The 14546-nt window shown below is 66.1% G+C and carries 14 protein-coding genes; 6 read left to right on the forward strand and 8 right to left on the reverse strand.

The window, feature by feature from the left end:
- Positions 1-177: 177 nt before the first annotated feature.
- The 3 genes from VSX79_RS09630 to VSX79_RS09640 all read left to right on the forward strand — a co-directional run bounded on the left by VSX79_RS09630 (position 178) and on the right by VSX79_RS09640 (position 2683).
- Positions 178-1608: a sigma-54-dependent transcriptional regulator gene (locus VSX79_RS09630; protein WP_179495953.1), complete on the forward strand. Its 1431-nt coding sequence runs from the start codon at positions 178-180 to the stop codon at positions 1606-1608.
- Between the two features lie 86 nt (positions 1609-1694).
- A complete protein-coding gene (locus VSX79_RS09635; RefSeq protein WP_326913234.1) occupies positions 1695-2348 on the forward strand; it encodes an SRPBCC family protein in 654 nt (217 codons plus the stop codon).
- The gene (locus VSX79_RS09640; protein WP_326913235.1) at positions 2345-2683 is read left to right on the forward strand and encodes an ArsR/SmtB family transcription factor; all 339 of its coding nucleotides are present in this window, start codon (positions 2345-2347) and stop codon (positions 2681-2683) included. Before VSX79_RS09635 ends, VSX79_RS09640 begins: the two co-directional genes overlap by 4 nt.
- On the opposite strand, the gene folP is transcribed toward VSX79_RS09640, so the two are convergent.
- The 7 genes from folP to glmM all read right to left on the reverse strand — a co-directional run bounded on the left by folP (position 2680) and on the right by glmM (position 9551).
- The gene (gene folP, locus VSX79_RS09645; protein WP_326913236.1) at positions 2680-3810 is read right to left on the reverse strand and encodes a dihydropteroate synthase; all 1131 of its coding nucleotides are present in this window, start codon (positions 3808-3810) and stop codon (positions 2680-2682) included. The two genes, VSX79_RS09640 and folP, sit on opposite strands and share 4 nt — an antisense overlap.
- 115 nt (positions 3811-3925) lie before the next feature.
- The gene (locus tag VSX79_RS09650) at positions 3926-5065 is read right to left on the reverse strand and encodes a site-specific DNA-methyltransferase (RefSeq protein WP_326913237.1); all 1140 of its coding nucleotides are present in this window, start codon (positions 5063-5065) and stop codon (positions 3926-3928) included.
- Between the two features lie 218 nt (positions 5066-5283).
- Complete coding sequence (locus VSX79_RS09655) at positions 5284-6180, reverse strand: oxidoreductase (protein ID WP_326913238.1); 897 nt, start codon at positions 6178-6180, stop codon at positions 5284-5286.
- Between the two features lie 28 nt (positions 6181-6208).
- The gene (locus tag VSX79_RS09660; RefSeq protein ID WP_179495941.1) at positions 6209-6763 is read right to left on the reverse strand and encodes a ribonuclease HII; all 555 of its coding nucleotides are present in this window, start codon (positions 6761-6763) and stop codon (positions 6209-6211) included.
- A gap of 41 nt (positions 6764-6804) precedes the next feature.
- Entirely contained in the window at positions 6805-7959 is a 1155-nt protein-coding gene (gene thiD, locus VSX79_RS09665; protein WP_179495939.1) for a bifunctional hydroxymethylpyrimidine kinase/phosphomethylpyrimidine kinase, read from the reverse strand.
- The gene (locus tag VSX79_RS09670) at positions 7956-8180 is read right to left on the reverse strand and encodes a DUF1272 domain-containing protein (RefSeq protein WP_179495937.1); all 225 of its coding nucleotides are present in this window, start codon (positions 8178-8180) and stop codon (positions 7956-7958) included. Before VSX79_RS09670 ends, thiD begins: the two co-directional genes overlap by 4 nt.
- 33 nt (positions 8181-8213) lie before the next feature.
- Positions 8214-9551 (reverse strand): phosphoglucosamine mutase, encoded by a 1338-nt coding sequence (gene glmM / locus VSX79_RS09675; RefSeq protein WP_326913239.1) that lies wholly within the window; start codon positions 9549-9551, stop codon positions 8214-8216.
- Positions 9552-9728: 177 nt separating this feature from the next.
- Between glmM and VSX79_RS09680 the strand changes: the two genes are divergently transcribed.
- Both VSX79_RS09680 and VSX79_RS09685 read left to right on the forward strand, forming a co-directional pair.
- The gene (locus tag VSX79_RS09680) at positions 9729-10976 is read left to right on the forward strand and encodes a dicarboxylate/amino acid:cation symporter (protein ID WP_179495933.1); all 1248 of its coding nucleotides are present in this window, start codon (positions 9729-9731) and stop codon (positions 10974-10976) included.
- On the forward strand, positions 10973-11968 hold the full coding sequence (locus tag VSX79_RS09685; protein ID WP_179495932.1) for an aldo/keto reductase: 996 nt from the start codon (positions 10973-10975) through the stop codon (positions 11966-11968). Before VSX79_RS09680 ends, VSX79_RS09685 begins: the two co-directional genes overlap by 4 nt.
- A gap of 36 nt (positions 11969-12004) precedes the next feature.
- On the opposite strand, the gene VSX79_RS09690 is transcribed toward VSX79_RS09685, so the two are convergent.
- Positions 12005-13051, reverse strand: a complete 1047-nt coding sequence (locus VSX79_RS09690; RefSeq protein ID WP_326913240.1) for a mannose-1-phosphate guanylyltransferase — start codon at positions 13049-13051, stop codon at positions 12005-12007.
- Between the two features lie 106 nt (positions 13052-13157).
- Between VSX79_RS09690 and VSX79_RS09695 the strand changes: the two genes are divergently transcribed.
- Positions 13158-14546 carry a TIGR03013 family XrtA/PEP-CTERM system glycosyltransferase gene (locus VSX79_RS09695; RefSeq protein WP_326913241.1) on the forward strand — a complete coding sequence of 463 codons (1389 nt, stop codon included), beginning with the start codon at positions 13158-13160 and terminating at the stop codon, positions 14544-14546.

Raw genomic sequence — 14546 nt, forward strand, 5'->3', positions numbered from 1 at the left:
TATCGCGCCGGTCTTAGCCACGCACCCCGCGATGCTCAAGTGCGGGTTTGGTCACTGGACTTCGCTGTGGCAAAAGAGGATTGGCCTTAATCGCCCTTTTACCCCTATCGGATAGATATGCGCCCCTCAGCAGAACATACCCAAAGCAATGTCGGTTCAGGGGGCAGATTCGAAACGATGACGAACACGCGCGACACGCGAATGGTGATGATCGTTGACAGCGAGCCTGCCCAGCAGCGCTTTCTCGCCGCGCTGGCGTCGCGCGGCGGCTGGCGCAGCATCGTCGCGCCCGACACCGACACCGCACTCGCCAAACTCGGCACGCAGGAGGGCATGGCGCTCGACGCGGTGCTTGTCGATCAGGGCGCGCCGGGCATGGACATCGCCGAATTCGTCACCGAACTGCGCCGCTGGCGCCCGGCGCTGCCGCTCGTCGTCATCACGATGCGCAACGGGGTCGAGGTCGCGGTCGGTGCGATGCGCGCCGGCGCGAGCGACTTTGTCCAGAAACCGATCGCCCCCGACCGCCTCCTCGAAGCGCTCGACCGCGTCGTATCGACCGGCGGCCCGCAGGGCGAGCTTCGCCCGCTGACCGAGAAACTGCGCGCGCCGCTGGCCTTCGAGGAAATCATCGGGTCGAGCCCCAATTTCCGCAGCGCGCTCGCGATCGCCGCGAAGGCGGCGCGCGCGCGCGTGCCGGTGATGATCAACGGCAAGCCCGGCACCGGCAAGGAAGTCTTCGCGCGCGCGATCCACAGCGCGAGCCCGCGTGCGCGCGGCCAGCTCGTCATGGTCGATTGCTCGGCCGTCTCGCCGGGCCTGATCGGATCGGGCCTCTTCGGGCACGAACGCGGCGCCTTCCCTGGCGCCTTCGACCGCCAGGTCGGCCGGCTCGTCCAGGCCGACGGCGGCAGCATCATCATCGACCATGTCGAATGTATCCCGCTCGAAACGCAGGCGAAGCTCGTCGAATTCCTCAATAGCGGCGAAGTGCAGATGATCGGCGGGTCGATTCGCCAGAGCGTCGATGTCCGCATCATCGCAACGAGCACGAGTCCGCTCGACAAGCTGATCGAGGCGGGCCACTTCCGCGAGGACCTGTTCTACGCGCTGTCGAGCGCGCAATTCACCCTGCCCTCGCTTTCGGAGCGCCGCGGCGACGTCGGCCCGCTCGCGCGCCATCTTCTCGCGCGCATCGGCGGGCTGCCCGGCATGGGCCCGATCGGCGTCACCGACGATGCGCTGCGCCTGCTCGCCGCCTACGCCTGGCCGGGCAATGTCCGCCAGTTGCAGGACGTGCTGTTCCGCGCCGCGGTCGAGAGCAAGACCGACGTGCTCACCAGCGCCGATTTCCGCGCCATCGAGGCCGCGCTCGGCGGCGGGGTGAGCAGCGACGGCGAAGTCGCGATCAACGGCGAGGCGATCGGCATTACGCTGTACCTCCCCGACGGCAACCTGCGGCCGCTCGAAGAGATCGAAGCCGACGTCATCCGCCTCGCCATCGGCCATTATCGCGGCCGCATGAGCGAAGTCGCCCGCCGCCTCGGCATCGGCCGCTCGACGCTCTACCGCAAGCTGAGCGATCTCGGGATCGACACCGCGGCCTGACGCGCGACCGGCTCGGCCGAGCCGATCGCGCTTGATATATAAGTTTGAGCTTATATGACGATCCCACGCCAATCGGGAGAATCATCATGCCGTTCGATACCACCACCCAGGCCGCCATGGTCGTCCGCAAGGTCGAGGATGTGACCCACGGGGGCCAACCCTGCCGTGCAGTCGTCGCCTCGCGCGCCTATGCGACCGATATCGACGATCTGTGGAATGCGATCACCGACAAGGCGCGCATTCCGCGCTGGTTCGCTCCCGTTGACGGGGACCTCGAACTCGGCGGCAAATATCAGATCAAGGGCAATGCCGGCGGCACCGTCATCGCGTGCGAGCCGCCGAGGAGCTTCGCGCTCACCTGGGAGTTCGGGGGCGGGACGAGCTGGGTGGAGGTCGAGTTGGCCGAAGCCGGCGAGGCGACGCAGCTGACTCTGAGGCATATTGCGCCGCTGGACGACAAGTCCGAGGAGTTCTGGGACAGGTTCGGGCCAGGTGCGGTCGGAGTTGGTTGGGATCTGTCGCTGCTCGGCCTCGCGTGGCACCTCGAAACCGGGGAGGCCGTGAAGGAGCGCTTCGCCGAGGAGACCTGGCCGCTGAGCGACGAAGGCAGAACGTTCGCGACTTCGAGCAGCGACGCCTGGACCGCCGCTTCGCTCGCTTACGGAACCGATGAGGAGGCCGCGAACCGCGCGGGCGCCAGCACGACCGCCTTCTACACCGGCGCCGCCGCGCCCGAATGAGCCACGCCTTCGATATCCTCGGCGATCCGGTTCGCCGCCGCATATTGGAGCTGCTCGCGGACGGAGCGCGCGCGTCGGGCGAGATCGTCGATGTGATCGCCGCCGAATTCGGCATCTCGCAGCCAGCCGTATCGCAGCATCTGCGCATTCTCCGCGATAGTGGCTTCGCGACGTCGGAGGCCGACGGCAGACGGCGGCTTTATGCTGTCGCGCCCGCGCGCTTCGACGAGATCGACGCGTGGATCCAGCGTTTCAGACGGACGTGGGAGCCAAGGTTCGAGGCGCTGGCGACCGAGGTCGAGCGCGGCAAGAAAGCACGCCGGGACGGGAATTAGGCGGTCAGCGCCGCATCCCTCAGCCCGCGCCATACGCGCAGCGCCTGCCGGTTCTCGGCGATGTCGTGGACGCGCAGCAGCTGCGCGCCGTGCGCCGCCGCCTGATAGTGCAGCGCGACGGTGCCGCCGAGGCGCTGGTCGGCGGGCGCTTCATTGTCGAGCGCGCCGATCATCCGCTTGCGGCTCGCGCCGAACAGGATCGGGCAGCCCAAAGTATGGAACAGCGCGAGCCCGTTCACCAGCGTCAGATTCTCGCCGACCCCCTTGCCGAAACCGAGCCCCGGATCGACGATGATCTTCGTGCGGTCGATCCCCGCGGCGACGCACGCCGCGACGCGCTCGGCGAGCATGTCATAGACGTCGAACAGGACGTGCGAATAATTCCCGCCCTCATGCGGATCGCTCTTTGCCGACGGCGCGTGCATCAGCACCACCGGACAACCGGCCTGAACCACCACATCCATCGCGCGGTCGTCATAGCGCAGCGCCGAAATATCGTTAACGATCCGCGCCCCCGCGGCGAGCGCCGCCTCCATCACCGCGGCCTTGCGCGTGTCGATCGACACCGCGACGCCGCCCTTGGCCAGCGCCGCGACTACGCCTTCGATGCGCTTGATCTCGTCGCCTTCCCAGACGAGCGGCGCGCCCGGCCGCGTCGATTCGCCGCCGACATCGATGATCGCCGCGCCCGCGGCACCCATCGCAAAGCCCGCTTCGGCCGCGGCGGCGGCATCGACATGCTTGCCGCCGTCGGAAAAGCTGTCGGGGGTGACGTTCAAAATGCCCATCAGTTGCGGTTCGCCCAGCCGGATCGTCCGCTCGCCGAGTTGCAGGTTACCGCGCGGCCGCGTCACGCCGGCCCGCTGCACTCTTGCCGTTTCGGCCAGTCGGTCGGGCATCGCCGCGATCCAGTCGTCGAGTTCGCAGACGGGGATGATCGCCGATTTGACCATATCATTGTCGCGCAGGCTGACGTGCCATGCCGCAAACCAGACCATCGTGTCGGCGATCCGCAGCGCGCCCTCATCCAGCTCATGCGGACGATCGACGAAGCAGGTCGGACGCAGATAGACGCGCGCATCTTCCCACGTCTTGCCGAGGTCGGACTTGGTGAGTGGCTGGAACATGCTTATCCCCTATCCGTCATTGCGAGCGAAGCGAAGCAATCTCCAGCCAACGGGGTCGCGCGCCGATAGCGGGCGATTGCTTCGTCGCTCCGCTCCTCGCAATGACGATGTGATGTCAGGCCTCGTTCGCCAGCAACCAGTCCTGCCGAACCGCGTCGATCACGCGCAGTTCCTTGCCGGTGTCGACGTGCCAGAAGGTCCAGCCGTTACAGCTCGGCGCGCCCTGCACGCCCGCGCCGACCTTGTGGATCGATCCCGGTGCCTGGCCCTCGCAATCGAGGCTGCCGTCGACGCGCACCTTCGCCTTCCAGCGGCGCTTGGTATCGGTCAGCACCGTTCCCGGCGCGATCATGCCGCATTCGACGAGCGTGCCGAAGGCGACGCGCGTCGCAGCCTTTGGCGCCATCATCGTCTTCACCGCGCTTTCGTCGAGCGGCAGCGCCAGCTCGATGCGTTCGTTCGCCGCGGCGATATAATCATCCTCGCGCTCGATACCGATGAAATGGCGGCCGAGGCGCTTCGCGACCGCGCCCGTCGTGCCGGTGCCGAAGAAGGGATCGAGGATCACGTCGCCGGGGTTCGAACAGGCGAGCAGGATGCGATAGAGCAGCGCCTCGGGCTTCTGCGTCGGGTGCACCTTGGTGCCGCCCTTCTTGAGCCGCTCCTGCCCGCCGCAGATCGGGATCAGCCAGTCGGACCGCATCTGGAGTTCGTCGTTCAGCGTCTTCATCGCTCGATAGTTGAAAGTGTAGCGCGATTTCTCGCCCATCGACGCCCAGATCAAGGTCTCGTGCGCGTTGGTGAAGCGCGTGCCCTTGAAATTGGGCATCGGGTTCGCCTTGCGCCACACGATGTCGTTGAGGATCCAGTATCCATTGTCCTGCAGCGCGGTGCCGACGCGGAAGATGTTGTGATAGCTGCCGATTACCCAGATGCTGCCGTTCGGTTTCAGGATGCGCTTCGCTTCCTTGAGCCAGGCCTGGGTAAAGCGGTCGTAGGTCGCGAGACTGTCGAACTTGTCCCACTCGTCATCGACCGCGTCGACCTGGCTGCCGTCGGGGCGCAGAAGGTCGCCGCCAAGCTGGAGATTATAGGGCGGGTCGGCGAAGATCATGTCGACCGACGCCGCGGGCAGGCTGCGCATCATCTCGACGCAATCGCCCTGCAATATGCTGTCGAGCGGCAGGTCCGCAGGGTCGACCTTCGGCGTCCGTTGCTTCGTCGCCGGCGCCTTGACCCGTTCCATCACACCCATGCTTCACCCCGTTCCTTGCTCGTAAGAAGGCCCTGATGAGTCCGGCAACACCCGCCGTCAAGCGCCGGACTCTAGGGATTCCCGCTCTCTAAATGGTTAATGCGATGAGAACGAAAGGAGTCTGACACACCATATGGAGTCGTGGGCGACTCGCGGACTCAACCACTGGTGGTGTGGCGATGAGGACTCACCGGCGAAAAAAATTTCGTCGCGGAGGATTACAGCCCCGGATCAACCCCGGTCAGCTCGACCGACCGCTCCCACAGCTCGCGCGCCAGTTTCGGATCGCGCGCCGCGCGGCTCGCGCGTGCCGGGCCCGACCGCCCCGACACTTCGCCCAGTCCCTGCGGCCCCAGATAATCGCCGCCCTGCACATGCGCGCCGGTTGCGGCCTGCAAGGTCGGCCACGCCCCCTGCGCGGCGCTGTTGAAGAAAGGCGCGGCAAGCGGGGTCATATAACGCAAGGGCAGCGGCAAATGCCGCTGCAATTCGGTCGTCGCGACGCCGGGATGGCAACCGATCGCCTGCGTCGCCCGTCCCGCGGCGCCCAGCCGCCGGTCGAGTTCGAACATATGGAGCAGGTTCGCAAGCTTGCTCATCTGGTAACGCGCCCAATTGTGATAGCTGCGCGACGCCGACAGGTCGCTGTAATCCATTTCGCCGTTCCGGTGTGCGATGCTGCCCGTGACCACGATACGGTCGTCGACATGGCGATGCACCAATCCCGTGAAGGCGAAGGTGCCGAGGTGATTGACCCCGAATTGCAGCTCATAGCCCTGCTTCGTCAGCGTCCTCGGCGGGATCATCACCCCGGCATTATTGACCAGCACGTCGATCCGCGGCCCCGCGAGCACCGCCGCGGCCGCCTCCTTCACCTGATCGAGGTCGGCGAGGTCGAGCGGCTGGAACGACAATATCGCGTCAGACACATCGGCGCGGATGCGGTCCATCGCCGCCTCGGCTTTCGCGGTATCGCGGCAGGCAAGGATCACATGCGCGCCCCGCGCCGCCAGCACTTTGGAAACCTCGAAGCCAAGCCCGGCATTGGCACCGGTGACAAGGACGGTGCGGCCGGTCTGGGCCGACACGTCGTCGGCCGTAAATCCCCTGCTCATCGCCTTCCCCCCCTTTTGCTGTCGGGCTTCAGACCAGCTGCATTTGTGCGACCGGGGCAAAACTGGTCCGATGGAGCGGCGTGGGGCCATGCTGGCGCAGCGCCGCGAGATGCTGCGCGGTACCATAACCCATGTTGGTTTCCCAGCCAAAGCCAGGAAAATCGCGCGCCTTTGCAATCATGAAGCGGTCGCGATGCTCCTTCGCGATGATGCTCGCCGCCGAAATGCACGGGTGGAGCGCATCGCCGCCGACGATCGCGCGCGCGCTGTATCGCCATTTGGGAAGGCGGTTGCCGTCGACGAGAACCTCGTGCGGGTCAAACCCCAAAGCCTCGACCGCGCGCGTCATCGCCAGCAAGGTCGCCTGCAAGATGTTGATGCAGTCGATCTCCGCGACGCTCGCCTCGCCGATGCCCCAGCGGCAGCGCGCCTTGATCTCGATTTCGAGTTCACCGCGGCGTTTCGCGGTCAGTTTCTTGCTGTCGTCGAGCCCCGCGATACCGCCCTCGCAGAGCAGCACCGCCGCCGCGACGACCGGCCCCGCGAGCGGCCCGCGGCCAGCCTCGTCGACGCCGACGATCATGTGCGTCGCTCCAGAACGGACCCATGATGTCGTTTCGAATTTTACACCCGCCACGGCGGATACCTCCGGTACTCGCCTGCTTGATACAGGCACAGACGATTGCCCGCCGGATCGGTCAACCGCGCCTCGCGCCAACCCCACTGCTCATCCCTGGGCATCTGGTCGAACCGCACCCCGCGCCGCGCCAGATAGGCGACCCACGCATCGAGCGCGCCGCTCTCGAGATAGGCCGTCGCCCCGCCCGCCGCACCGTCGCCGACGCTTTCATCAACATGGATCGACAGCGTGACGCCGTTCGCGGCCTCGAACCGCGCATAACCATTGTCCGGGCTATCGACGATCTGCGTCAACCCCATCTGTTTGTAGAAGGCGACCGACACCGCATAATCGCTGGCGGGCAAGGTGATCTGGTTGAGCGCCGGGCCGGTGAACAGCCCGTCGTTGCGCACGAACTGCTGCCCCATCGGACCATGCCCCTGCCCCAGCCCCGGCGCGTCGAGCAGCGACAGCCGCACGAAATCGCGCGCACGCGCGATCGCGGGCTCGAGCGGCATCCCCTGCGCCAACCCGGTCGCGATCGCGCTCGCCAGCGTGCAGCCGGTGCCGTGACTGTGCGGCGTGTCGATCCGCGGCGCTTCCCAGCGCGCAACCTCGCCCTCGCCCGTTTCGAGCAGGCGGTCGGTCACCGTCTCGCCTTCGGCATGGCCGCCCTTGATCAGCAGCGAGCAGCCGTGCGCGAGCACCGCCTCCTCGCCGCCCAAGACTTCCAGTTCGGGCAAATTTGGCGTCACAACCGTCGCACGATCGAGCAGTGCCTTGAACGCGGCGATCGTCGCCGCGTCGGCGAGCACCGATCCGCTCGTCGCGACCATCACCGGATCGAATACCAGCGCCGCCTGCGCCAGGTCGGGCCGCGACAGGCGCTCGGCGACCGCGGCGGCGGTTTGTGCGCTCCCGATCATCCCGATCTTGACCGCATCGACGCCGATATCCGACGCGACACTGTCGATCTGGGCGAGCACCATATCGGCCGGCACCGGGTGGACGCGCTGCACCCCCAGCGTATTTTGCGCGGTGATGGCGGTGATGGCCGTCATCGCGTGGCCGCCGAGCATCGTCACCGCCTTGATGTCGGCCTGGATGCCCGCGCCGCCCCCGCTATCCGATCCGGCAATGATCAGGACGCGCGCGGTCACCCCTTATGCTTTCGCTCCGTCGAAGCGGGGTATTTCGCGAGGATCGCACCTTCGCGAAGCGGCCGGTCGAGCAGGTCGCCGCCGCAATTGGGGCAAAGTTCGTCGAGCTTGTCGGCACAGTTCGCGCAGAAAGTGCACTCCATCGAACAGATGAAGGCACCGTGGATGTCGGCGGGCAGATTGCGTCCGCACTTTTCGCAATCGGGTCGCATTTCTAGCATGTTCAGTCTCTTTCGGTTCCAAAAATAAAAGGTTTAGGCCGCCGCTGCGCGCACGGCGTTGCAAATCATGTCGACGACCTGCTCGACCTGCCCCGCGTCGTCGCCTTCGGCCATCACGCGGATCAGCGGCTCGGTGCCCGACGGACGGATGACAAGGCGGCCGCGGCCGTCGAGCGTCGCCTCGCCCTCGGCGATCGCGGCGATGACATGCTTGTCCTCGAGCGGCTTGCCGCCGGCAAAGCGGACATTCTTCAAGAGCTGCGGCACCCGGTCGAACTGGTGCAGCAATTCGCTCGCCGGCTTGCCCGACGCGATAAGTTCGGCAAGCACCTGCAGCGCCGCGAGCGTACCGTCTCCCGTCGTCGCATGGTCCGACAGGATCATATGCCCCGATTGCTCGCCGCCGACGTTGAAGCCGCCTTCCTTCATCCGTTCGAGCACATGCCGGTCGCCGACCTTGGTCCGCTCGAGCCGCAGCCCCTCCCCCTCCAGAAAGCGTTCGAGGCCAAGGTTCGACATCACCGTCGCAACGACGCCGCCGCCCTTCAGCCGCCCCTGGCGCGCCCAGCTCGCGCCGATCAGGCCCATGATCTGGTCGCCGTCGACGACCCGGCCCTTTTCGTCGACGACGATCAGCCGGTCGGCGTCGCCGTCGAGCGCGATGCCGATATCGGCGCCGCTCGCGACCACCGTTTCCTGCAACAGCGCGGGCGCGGTCGATCCGCATTTGTCGTTGATATTGGTGCCATTGGGTTCGACGCCGATCGCGACGACGTCGGCGCCCAGCTCCCAGAATACCGTCGGCGCGCTGTTATAGGCGGCGCCATTGGCGCAATCGAGCACGATACGCAGCCCGTCGAGGCGGACCGATTCGGGCAGGCTCTGCTTCACCGCATGGATATAGCGGCCGCGCGCGTCGTCGATGCGCTTGGCGCGCCCGATATGCGCGGCATCGGCGAGCGTCGGCTGCTTGGTCAGCAGATGCTCGATCTGCGCTTCGTCCTCGTCGGACAATTTATAACCGTCGGGGCCGAACAGTTTGATCCCGTTGTCCTGATAGGGATTGTGGCTCGCCGAGATCATCACGCCCAGGTCGGCGCGCATCGAGCGCGTCAGCATCGCGATCGCCGGGGTCGGCATCGGGCCGACCTGCACCACGTCCATGCCGACGCTCGTGAATCCCGCGACCAGCGCATTTTCGAGCATATAGCCCGACAAGCGCGTGTCCTTGCCGATCACGACGCGGTGCTTGTGCGACCCACGCAGGAAATGCGCGCCCGCCGCCATGCCGACGCGCATCGCGACCTCCGCCGTCATCGGGGCCGTGTTGGTCAGGCCGCGAATCCCGTCGGTTCCAAAAAATTTGCGCATTGCACCTCTGCTATCCGGGCCGATGATCAGGCAAATGCCTGCAACGGCGTCCCATGGGATGGCCCCCGCGGAGCATTTCCCGGCCCAAAAACCGGTTCCCGTTTCTTTCGGGAGGTGCTCTAAGTCACCCTCTTTTGCTTGGCAAGCAGGCCAGAAAAATCGCCGGGAGAATCCGCTTTGAAATCCGCTTGGCTCATCCTTTCGGCGCTGATCGCCGGCATGCTCCTCGGGATCGGCGTCGAGCTGGTGTCGCCGGCGGCCGGGACCGCCTCGCTGCCCTGGATCGAACCGATCGGCCTGCTCTGGCTCAATGCGCTCAAGATGACGATCGTCCCGTTGATCGTCGCGCTGCTGATCACGGGCATCACCGCCACCGCCGATGCGGCGCGCGCAGGCACGCTGGCTTTTCGCGCGGTGATGACCTTCCTCGGCGCGATCTTTATCTCGGGATTGATGTCGCTGCTGATGACCCCGCTGCTGCTGCGGCTTTTCCCGCTGTCGACGGGCGCTGCCGAAGCCTTGCGTCACGGCCTGGGCGGCACGACCGAGGCGGGACCGTCGCCAACCTTCGGCGATTTCCTGCTCTCGCTAATCCCGACCAACCCCATCGCCGCCGCCGCCGAGACCGCGATCCTGCCGCTGATCGTCTTCACGACCATCTTCGCCTTCGCCATCACCCGCCTCGAACCCGTGCAGCGCGCGACGCTGTCGGGGCTGTTCAAGGCGCTCGGCGACGCGATGCTGATCGTCATCGGCTGGGTGCTCGCGCTCGCGCCGATCGGTGTCTTCGCGCTCGGCTATGCGCTCGCGGTCAAGGCCGGGGTCGCGGCCTTCGGCGGGCTTGTCCATTATGTGCTTATCCTTTCCGGAATCGGTGTTTGCTGCATCATCCTCGGGCTGTTGCTCGCCTGGCTCGTCGTCGGTATCGCGCCGCCGCGTTTCCTGCGCGCCATGGTGCCGACACTCGCGGTCGCGATCAGCACACAAAGCTCGCTCGCCAGCCTGCCCGCGATGCTCAAATCGTCGGAGGAACTCGGCGTCGATCCCAAGAAGGCCGACGTCGTCCTCCCGCTCGCGGTCGCCTTGTTCCGCTTCACCAGCCCCGCGATGAACCTCGCGGTCGTCGTCTATGTCGCCTGGCTGTTCGGAATCGAGCTGACGCCGTGGGAGATGGCGATCGGGCTTGCGGTCGCCATCGCCGCCGCGCTTTCTTCGGTCAGCCTGCCCGGCTCGATCAGCTTCGTCACCTCGATCGCACCGATCGCGGTGTCGATGGGGGTTCCCGTCGCGCCGTTGGGGCTGCTCGTCGCGGTCGAGACCTTTCCCGACATCTTCCGGACGATCGGCAATGTTATCGGTGACGTCGCCGCGACCAAATATGCCGCCGACGGCGTCGAAAACGAATCCGCAGGAGAAACGCCATGAAATATCGCAAGCTCGGCCACGGCCTCGAAGTCTCCGCGATCGGCATCGGCTGCATGCCGATGATCAAGGGCGGCAACATCCTCTATGGCGAGGCCGCCGACCTGGGCGAATCGACGCGGACGATCCACCGCGCGATCGACCTAGGCGTCACCTTTTTCGACACCGCGCAAATCTATGGCCCCTTTTCGAACGAAGAGCTTCTCGGCGAAGCGATCAAGGGCAAGCGCGAAGGGCTCGTCATCGCGACGAAGTTCGGCTTCAGGTTCGAAGGCAAGCAAATCACCGGCGTCGACGGATCGCCCGCCAACGCCCGCGCGGCGTGCGAAAGCTCGCTCCAGCGGCTCGGCATCGACACGATCGACCTTTTCTACCAGCACCGCGTGGATCCCAATGTGCCGATCGAGGAAACGGTCGGCGGGATGATGGCGTTGGTGAAGGAAGGCAAGGTCCGCCACATCGCGCTCTCCGAAGCCGGTCCCGAAACGATCCGCCGCGCCGCCAAGGCCGCGCCGATCACCGCGCTGCAGAGTGAATATTCGATCTGGGAACGCGATGTGGAGGACGAGATCCTGCCCGTCTGCCGCGAACATGGCATCGGCTTCGTCCCTTACTCGCCGCTCGGTCGCGGCTTCCTCGCGGGCGCGGTACGCAGCCGCGACGAGCTTTCCGAAAGCGACTGGCGCCGGGGCGACCCGCGCTATTCGGACGAGAATCTCCCCGCCAATCTCGCGATCGTCGACGCGATCGGCGCGGTCGCCGACAGCCATGGCGTGTCGAAGGCGCAGGTCGCGCTCGCCTGGCTGCTCGCGCAAGGCGACGATATCGTCCCCATCCCCGGCACCAAGCGCCGGGCGACGATGGAGGACAGCGTCGCCGCCGCCGGCGTAACGCTCACCGCCGACGACCTCGCCGCGATCGCCGCCGCCGCGCCGAAAGGCGGCACAAGCGGCCCGCGCTATGGCGAGCAGGGCATGCGGATGGTACGGCTGTAGGCGTTTCCGGAAGGCGCGCCGTAAAACCCCTCCAGGCTATTCGCGCGCCTTGGCGGCGGCACGGACCTCTTGCGAGCGTTCGAGCGGCAGGATCAGTATGTCGTCGCCGTCGACGATCACCGCAATATTGTCCATGCCGAGGATCGACACGCGCTTGTCGCCCGCGCGCACGAGGTTGCCGCGGCTGTCGTGGAGAAAGGCGTCGCCGGTGACGGCATTGTCCGCCGCATCCTTTTCGGCGAGCGCGTGGATCGTGTGCCAGCAGCCGAGGTCGGACCAGCCCATCGCGACGGGAACGACCGCGACCCGGTCGTCCTTTTCCATCACGGCATAATCGATCGAGTCGGGCGGCGCCTTCGCGAATTCGATGGCGTCGGCATAGAGCGCGTCGCCATCGCGCATCCCCGCAGCGACCGCCTTGTCGGCGGCCTCGAAGATCGCGCGGCAATGGGTGAGCATCGCGTCGCGCATTCGCGCAGCGCGGAACAGAAAAATGCCGGCGTTCCAGCTATAGCCGCCAGCCGCGAGCATCGCTTCGGCTTCCTCCAGCGGCGGCTTTTCGACGAAGCGATCGACCGCGAAGCCCCCATCTTCGTCAGCGCCGCCCAGCGGCGCACCGGCGGCGATATAGCCGAAGCCGGTTTCGGGGCGGTCGGGGGTGATGCCGAAGGTGACGATCCAGCCCTGCTGCGCGAGGCGCACCCCTTTGGCGATCGCGGCGTGAAAGGCGGGAACGTCGGCGATGACATGGTCGCTGGGCATGACCAGCAACAGCGTATCGGCATCCGCCCGCGCGACGGCGAGCGCGATCGCAGCGGCGGTATTGCGCGGCATCGGTTCGACGAGCAGCATCTCCTCGCGGTCGTTCATCTGTTCGCGAACCATAGCGACATGGCCGTCGCCGCACAGGACGATCGGGGGAAGGAAATCGGGACCCGCGGGGGTGCGCTCGACCGTCTGGCGGAACAGGCTGCGCTGGCCGTGGAGCAGCAGGAACTGCTTGGCGCGCGTGCCGCGCGACTCGGGCCACAGGCGGGTGCCCGCGCCGCCGCACAGGATAACGGGCTGGATCATCAGCGTCATAAATCGGGTCTATCGCTTTCGAGGGGGCCGGTCACCTTGTCATTGCCGATATAGCAAGTGTAAAATTAACCGACAGTTGACGCCTCGGCTGTAGGATTTCGCGACCATGTTCCGGCTGTTCAAACATTATGTCCCGCACGCCGTCGTCTGGCTGGCGCTGATCGAATTTTTCGCGCTGCTCGGGTCGGCCGAGGGGGCGTGGCATCTTTATGCGCATCAGGCGGGGTTCGACGCCGGGCCGCTGGCAAGCCGCTGGCTGCCGCTCTTGACCTTCGGCGTGTCCAATTCGCTCGCGATGATGGCGACCGGAATGTACGGGAACGAGGGGCTGCGTTCGATGCGCTTCGCGACCGCGCGCCTGCTGGCCGCCATCTCGCTCGGCGTGATCTTTCTCTCGGTGCTCGGCTTCCTGTTGCCGACCGCGACGCTGTGGCGCGCGAACAGCCTCTATGCAATGATCTTCGCGATCGCGGTGCTGTTCGTCATTCGGCTGGCGCTGACCCAGTCGGCAGGCACCGAGGCCTTTCGCCGCCGCATCCTGGTGCTTGGCGCCGGGCCCCGCGCCGCGCGGCTGGCGGCGCTCGCCGACGCGCCGGGCAGCGGGCTCGAAATGGTCGGCTTCATCGCAATGAGCGCCAATGAAAAGACGGTCGCCGGCGCGATCCCGCGCGATGCGATAGCCAATCTGTCGGACCATGTCGTGACGCTGCGCGCCGGCGAAGTCGTGCTCGCGCTCGAGGAGCGCCGCAACGCGCTGCCGCTGAACGACCTTTTGCGCGTCAAGACGACGGGGGTTCATGTCAACGATATCGCGAGCTTCATCGAGCGCGAGACCGGGCGCGTCGACCTCGCGACCACGAACCCGAGCGGCCTCATCTTTTCCGACGGCTTTTCGGCGGGGCAGCGGATTTCGAAAGTCGGCAAGCGCCTGTTCGATATCCTTGCCAGCCTGATCGTGCTGATCGTGGGGCTGCCGCTGATCATCGTCGCGGGAATTGCGGTGGTGCTCGATAGCCGCGGGCCGGTCTTTTACCGCCAGCCGCGCGTCGGCCTGTTCGGCGAACCCTATGACATCTTCAAGATCCGCTCGATGCGCACCGACGCCGAAGCCGCCGGCAAGGCGGTGTGGGCGAGCGAGAATGATCCGCGGATCACGCGCGTCGGACGGGTGATCCGCAAGCTGCGTATCGACGAATTGCCCCAGATCTGGTGCGTATTGAAAGGCGAGATGAGCTTCGTCGGGCCGCGCCCCGAACGGCCGAGCTTCGTCGAGGAGCTCGAAAAGAAGCTGCCCTATTATGCCGAACGGCACATGGTGAAACCCGGCCTGACCGGCTGGGCACAGATCAACTATCCCTATGGCGCGTCGGTCGAGGATGCGCGCGTGAAGCTCGAATATGACCTTTATTACGCCAAGAATTATTCGCCCTTCCTCGATCTTCTGATCCTGCTCCAGACCGTGCGCGTCGTGCTGTGGCCGGAGGGAGCGCGCTAG

Origin of the sequence: Sphingopyxis chilensis (genome assembly GCF_035930445.1) — a bacterium.
Lineage (GTDB): Bacteria > Pseudomonadota > Alphaproteobacteria > Sphingomonadales > Sphingomonadaceae > Sphingopyxis > Sphingopyxis chilensis.

Bases quoted from the DNA above. Each gene is read 5' to 3' on its own strand.
- VSX79_RS09670 (WP_179495937.1), bottom strand. From the start codon at position 8,180: ATGCTAGAAATGCGACCCGATTGCGAAAAGTGCGGACGCAATCTGCCC.
- VSX79_RS09695 (WP_326913241.1), top strand. From the start codon at position 13,158: ATGTTCCGGCTGTTCAAACATTATGTCCCGCACGCCGTCGTCTGGCTG.
- folP (WP_326913236.1), bottom strand. From the start codon at position 3,810: ATGTTCCAGCCACTCACCAAGTCCGACCTCGGCAAGACGTGGGAAGAT.
- VSX79_RS09650 (WP_326913237.1), bottom strand. From the start codon at position 5,065: ATGGGTGTGATGGAACGGGTCAAGGCGCCGGCGACGAAGCAACGGACG.
- VSX79_RS09630 (WP_179495953.1), top strand. From the start codon at position 178: ATGACGAACACGCGCGACACGCGAATGGTGATGATCGTTGACAGCGAG.
- VSX79_RS09655 (WP_326913238.1), bottom strand. From the start codon at position 6,180: ATGAGCAGGGGATTTACGGCCGACGACGTGTCGGCCCAGACCGGCCGC.
- VSX79_RS09635 (WP_326913234.1), top strand. From the start codon at position 1,695: ATGCCGTTCGATACCACCACCCAGGCCGCCATGGTCGTCCGCAAGGTC.
- VSX79_RS09640 (WP_326913235.1), top strand. From the start codon at position 2,345: ATGAGCCACGCCTTCGATATCCTCGGCGATCCGGTTCGCCGCCGCATA.
- VSX79_RS09690 (WP_326913240.1), bottom strand. From the start codon at position 13,051: ATGACGCTGATGATCCAGCCCGTTATCCTGTGCGGCGGCGCGGGCACC.
- VSX79_RS09685 (WP_179495932.1), top strand. From the start codon at position 10,973: ATGAAATATCGCAAGCTCGGCCACGGCCTCGAAGTCTCCGCGATCGGC.
- glmM (WP_326913239.1), bottom strand. From the start codon at position 9,551: ATGCGCAAATTTTTTGGAACCGACGGGATTCGCGGCCTGACCAACACG.
- VSX79_RS09660 (WP_179495941.1), bottom strand. From the start codon at position 6,763: ATGATCGTCGGCGTCGACGAGGCTGGCCGCGGGCCGCTCGCGGGGCCG.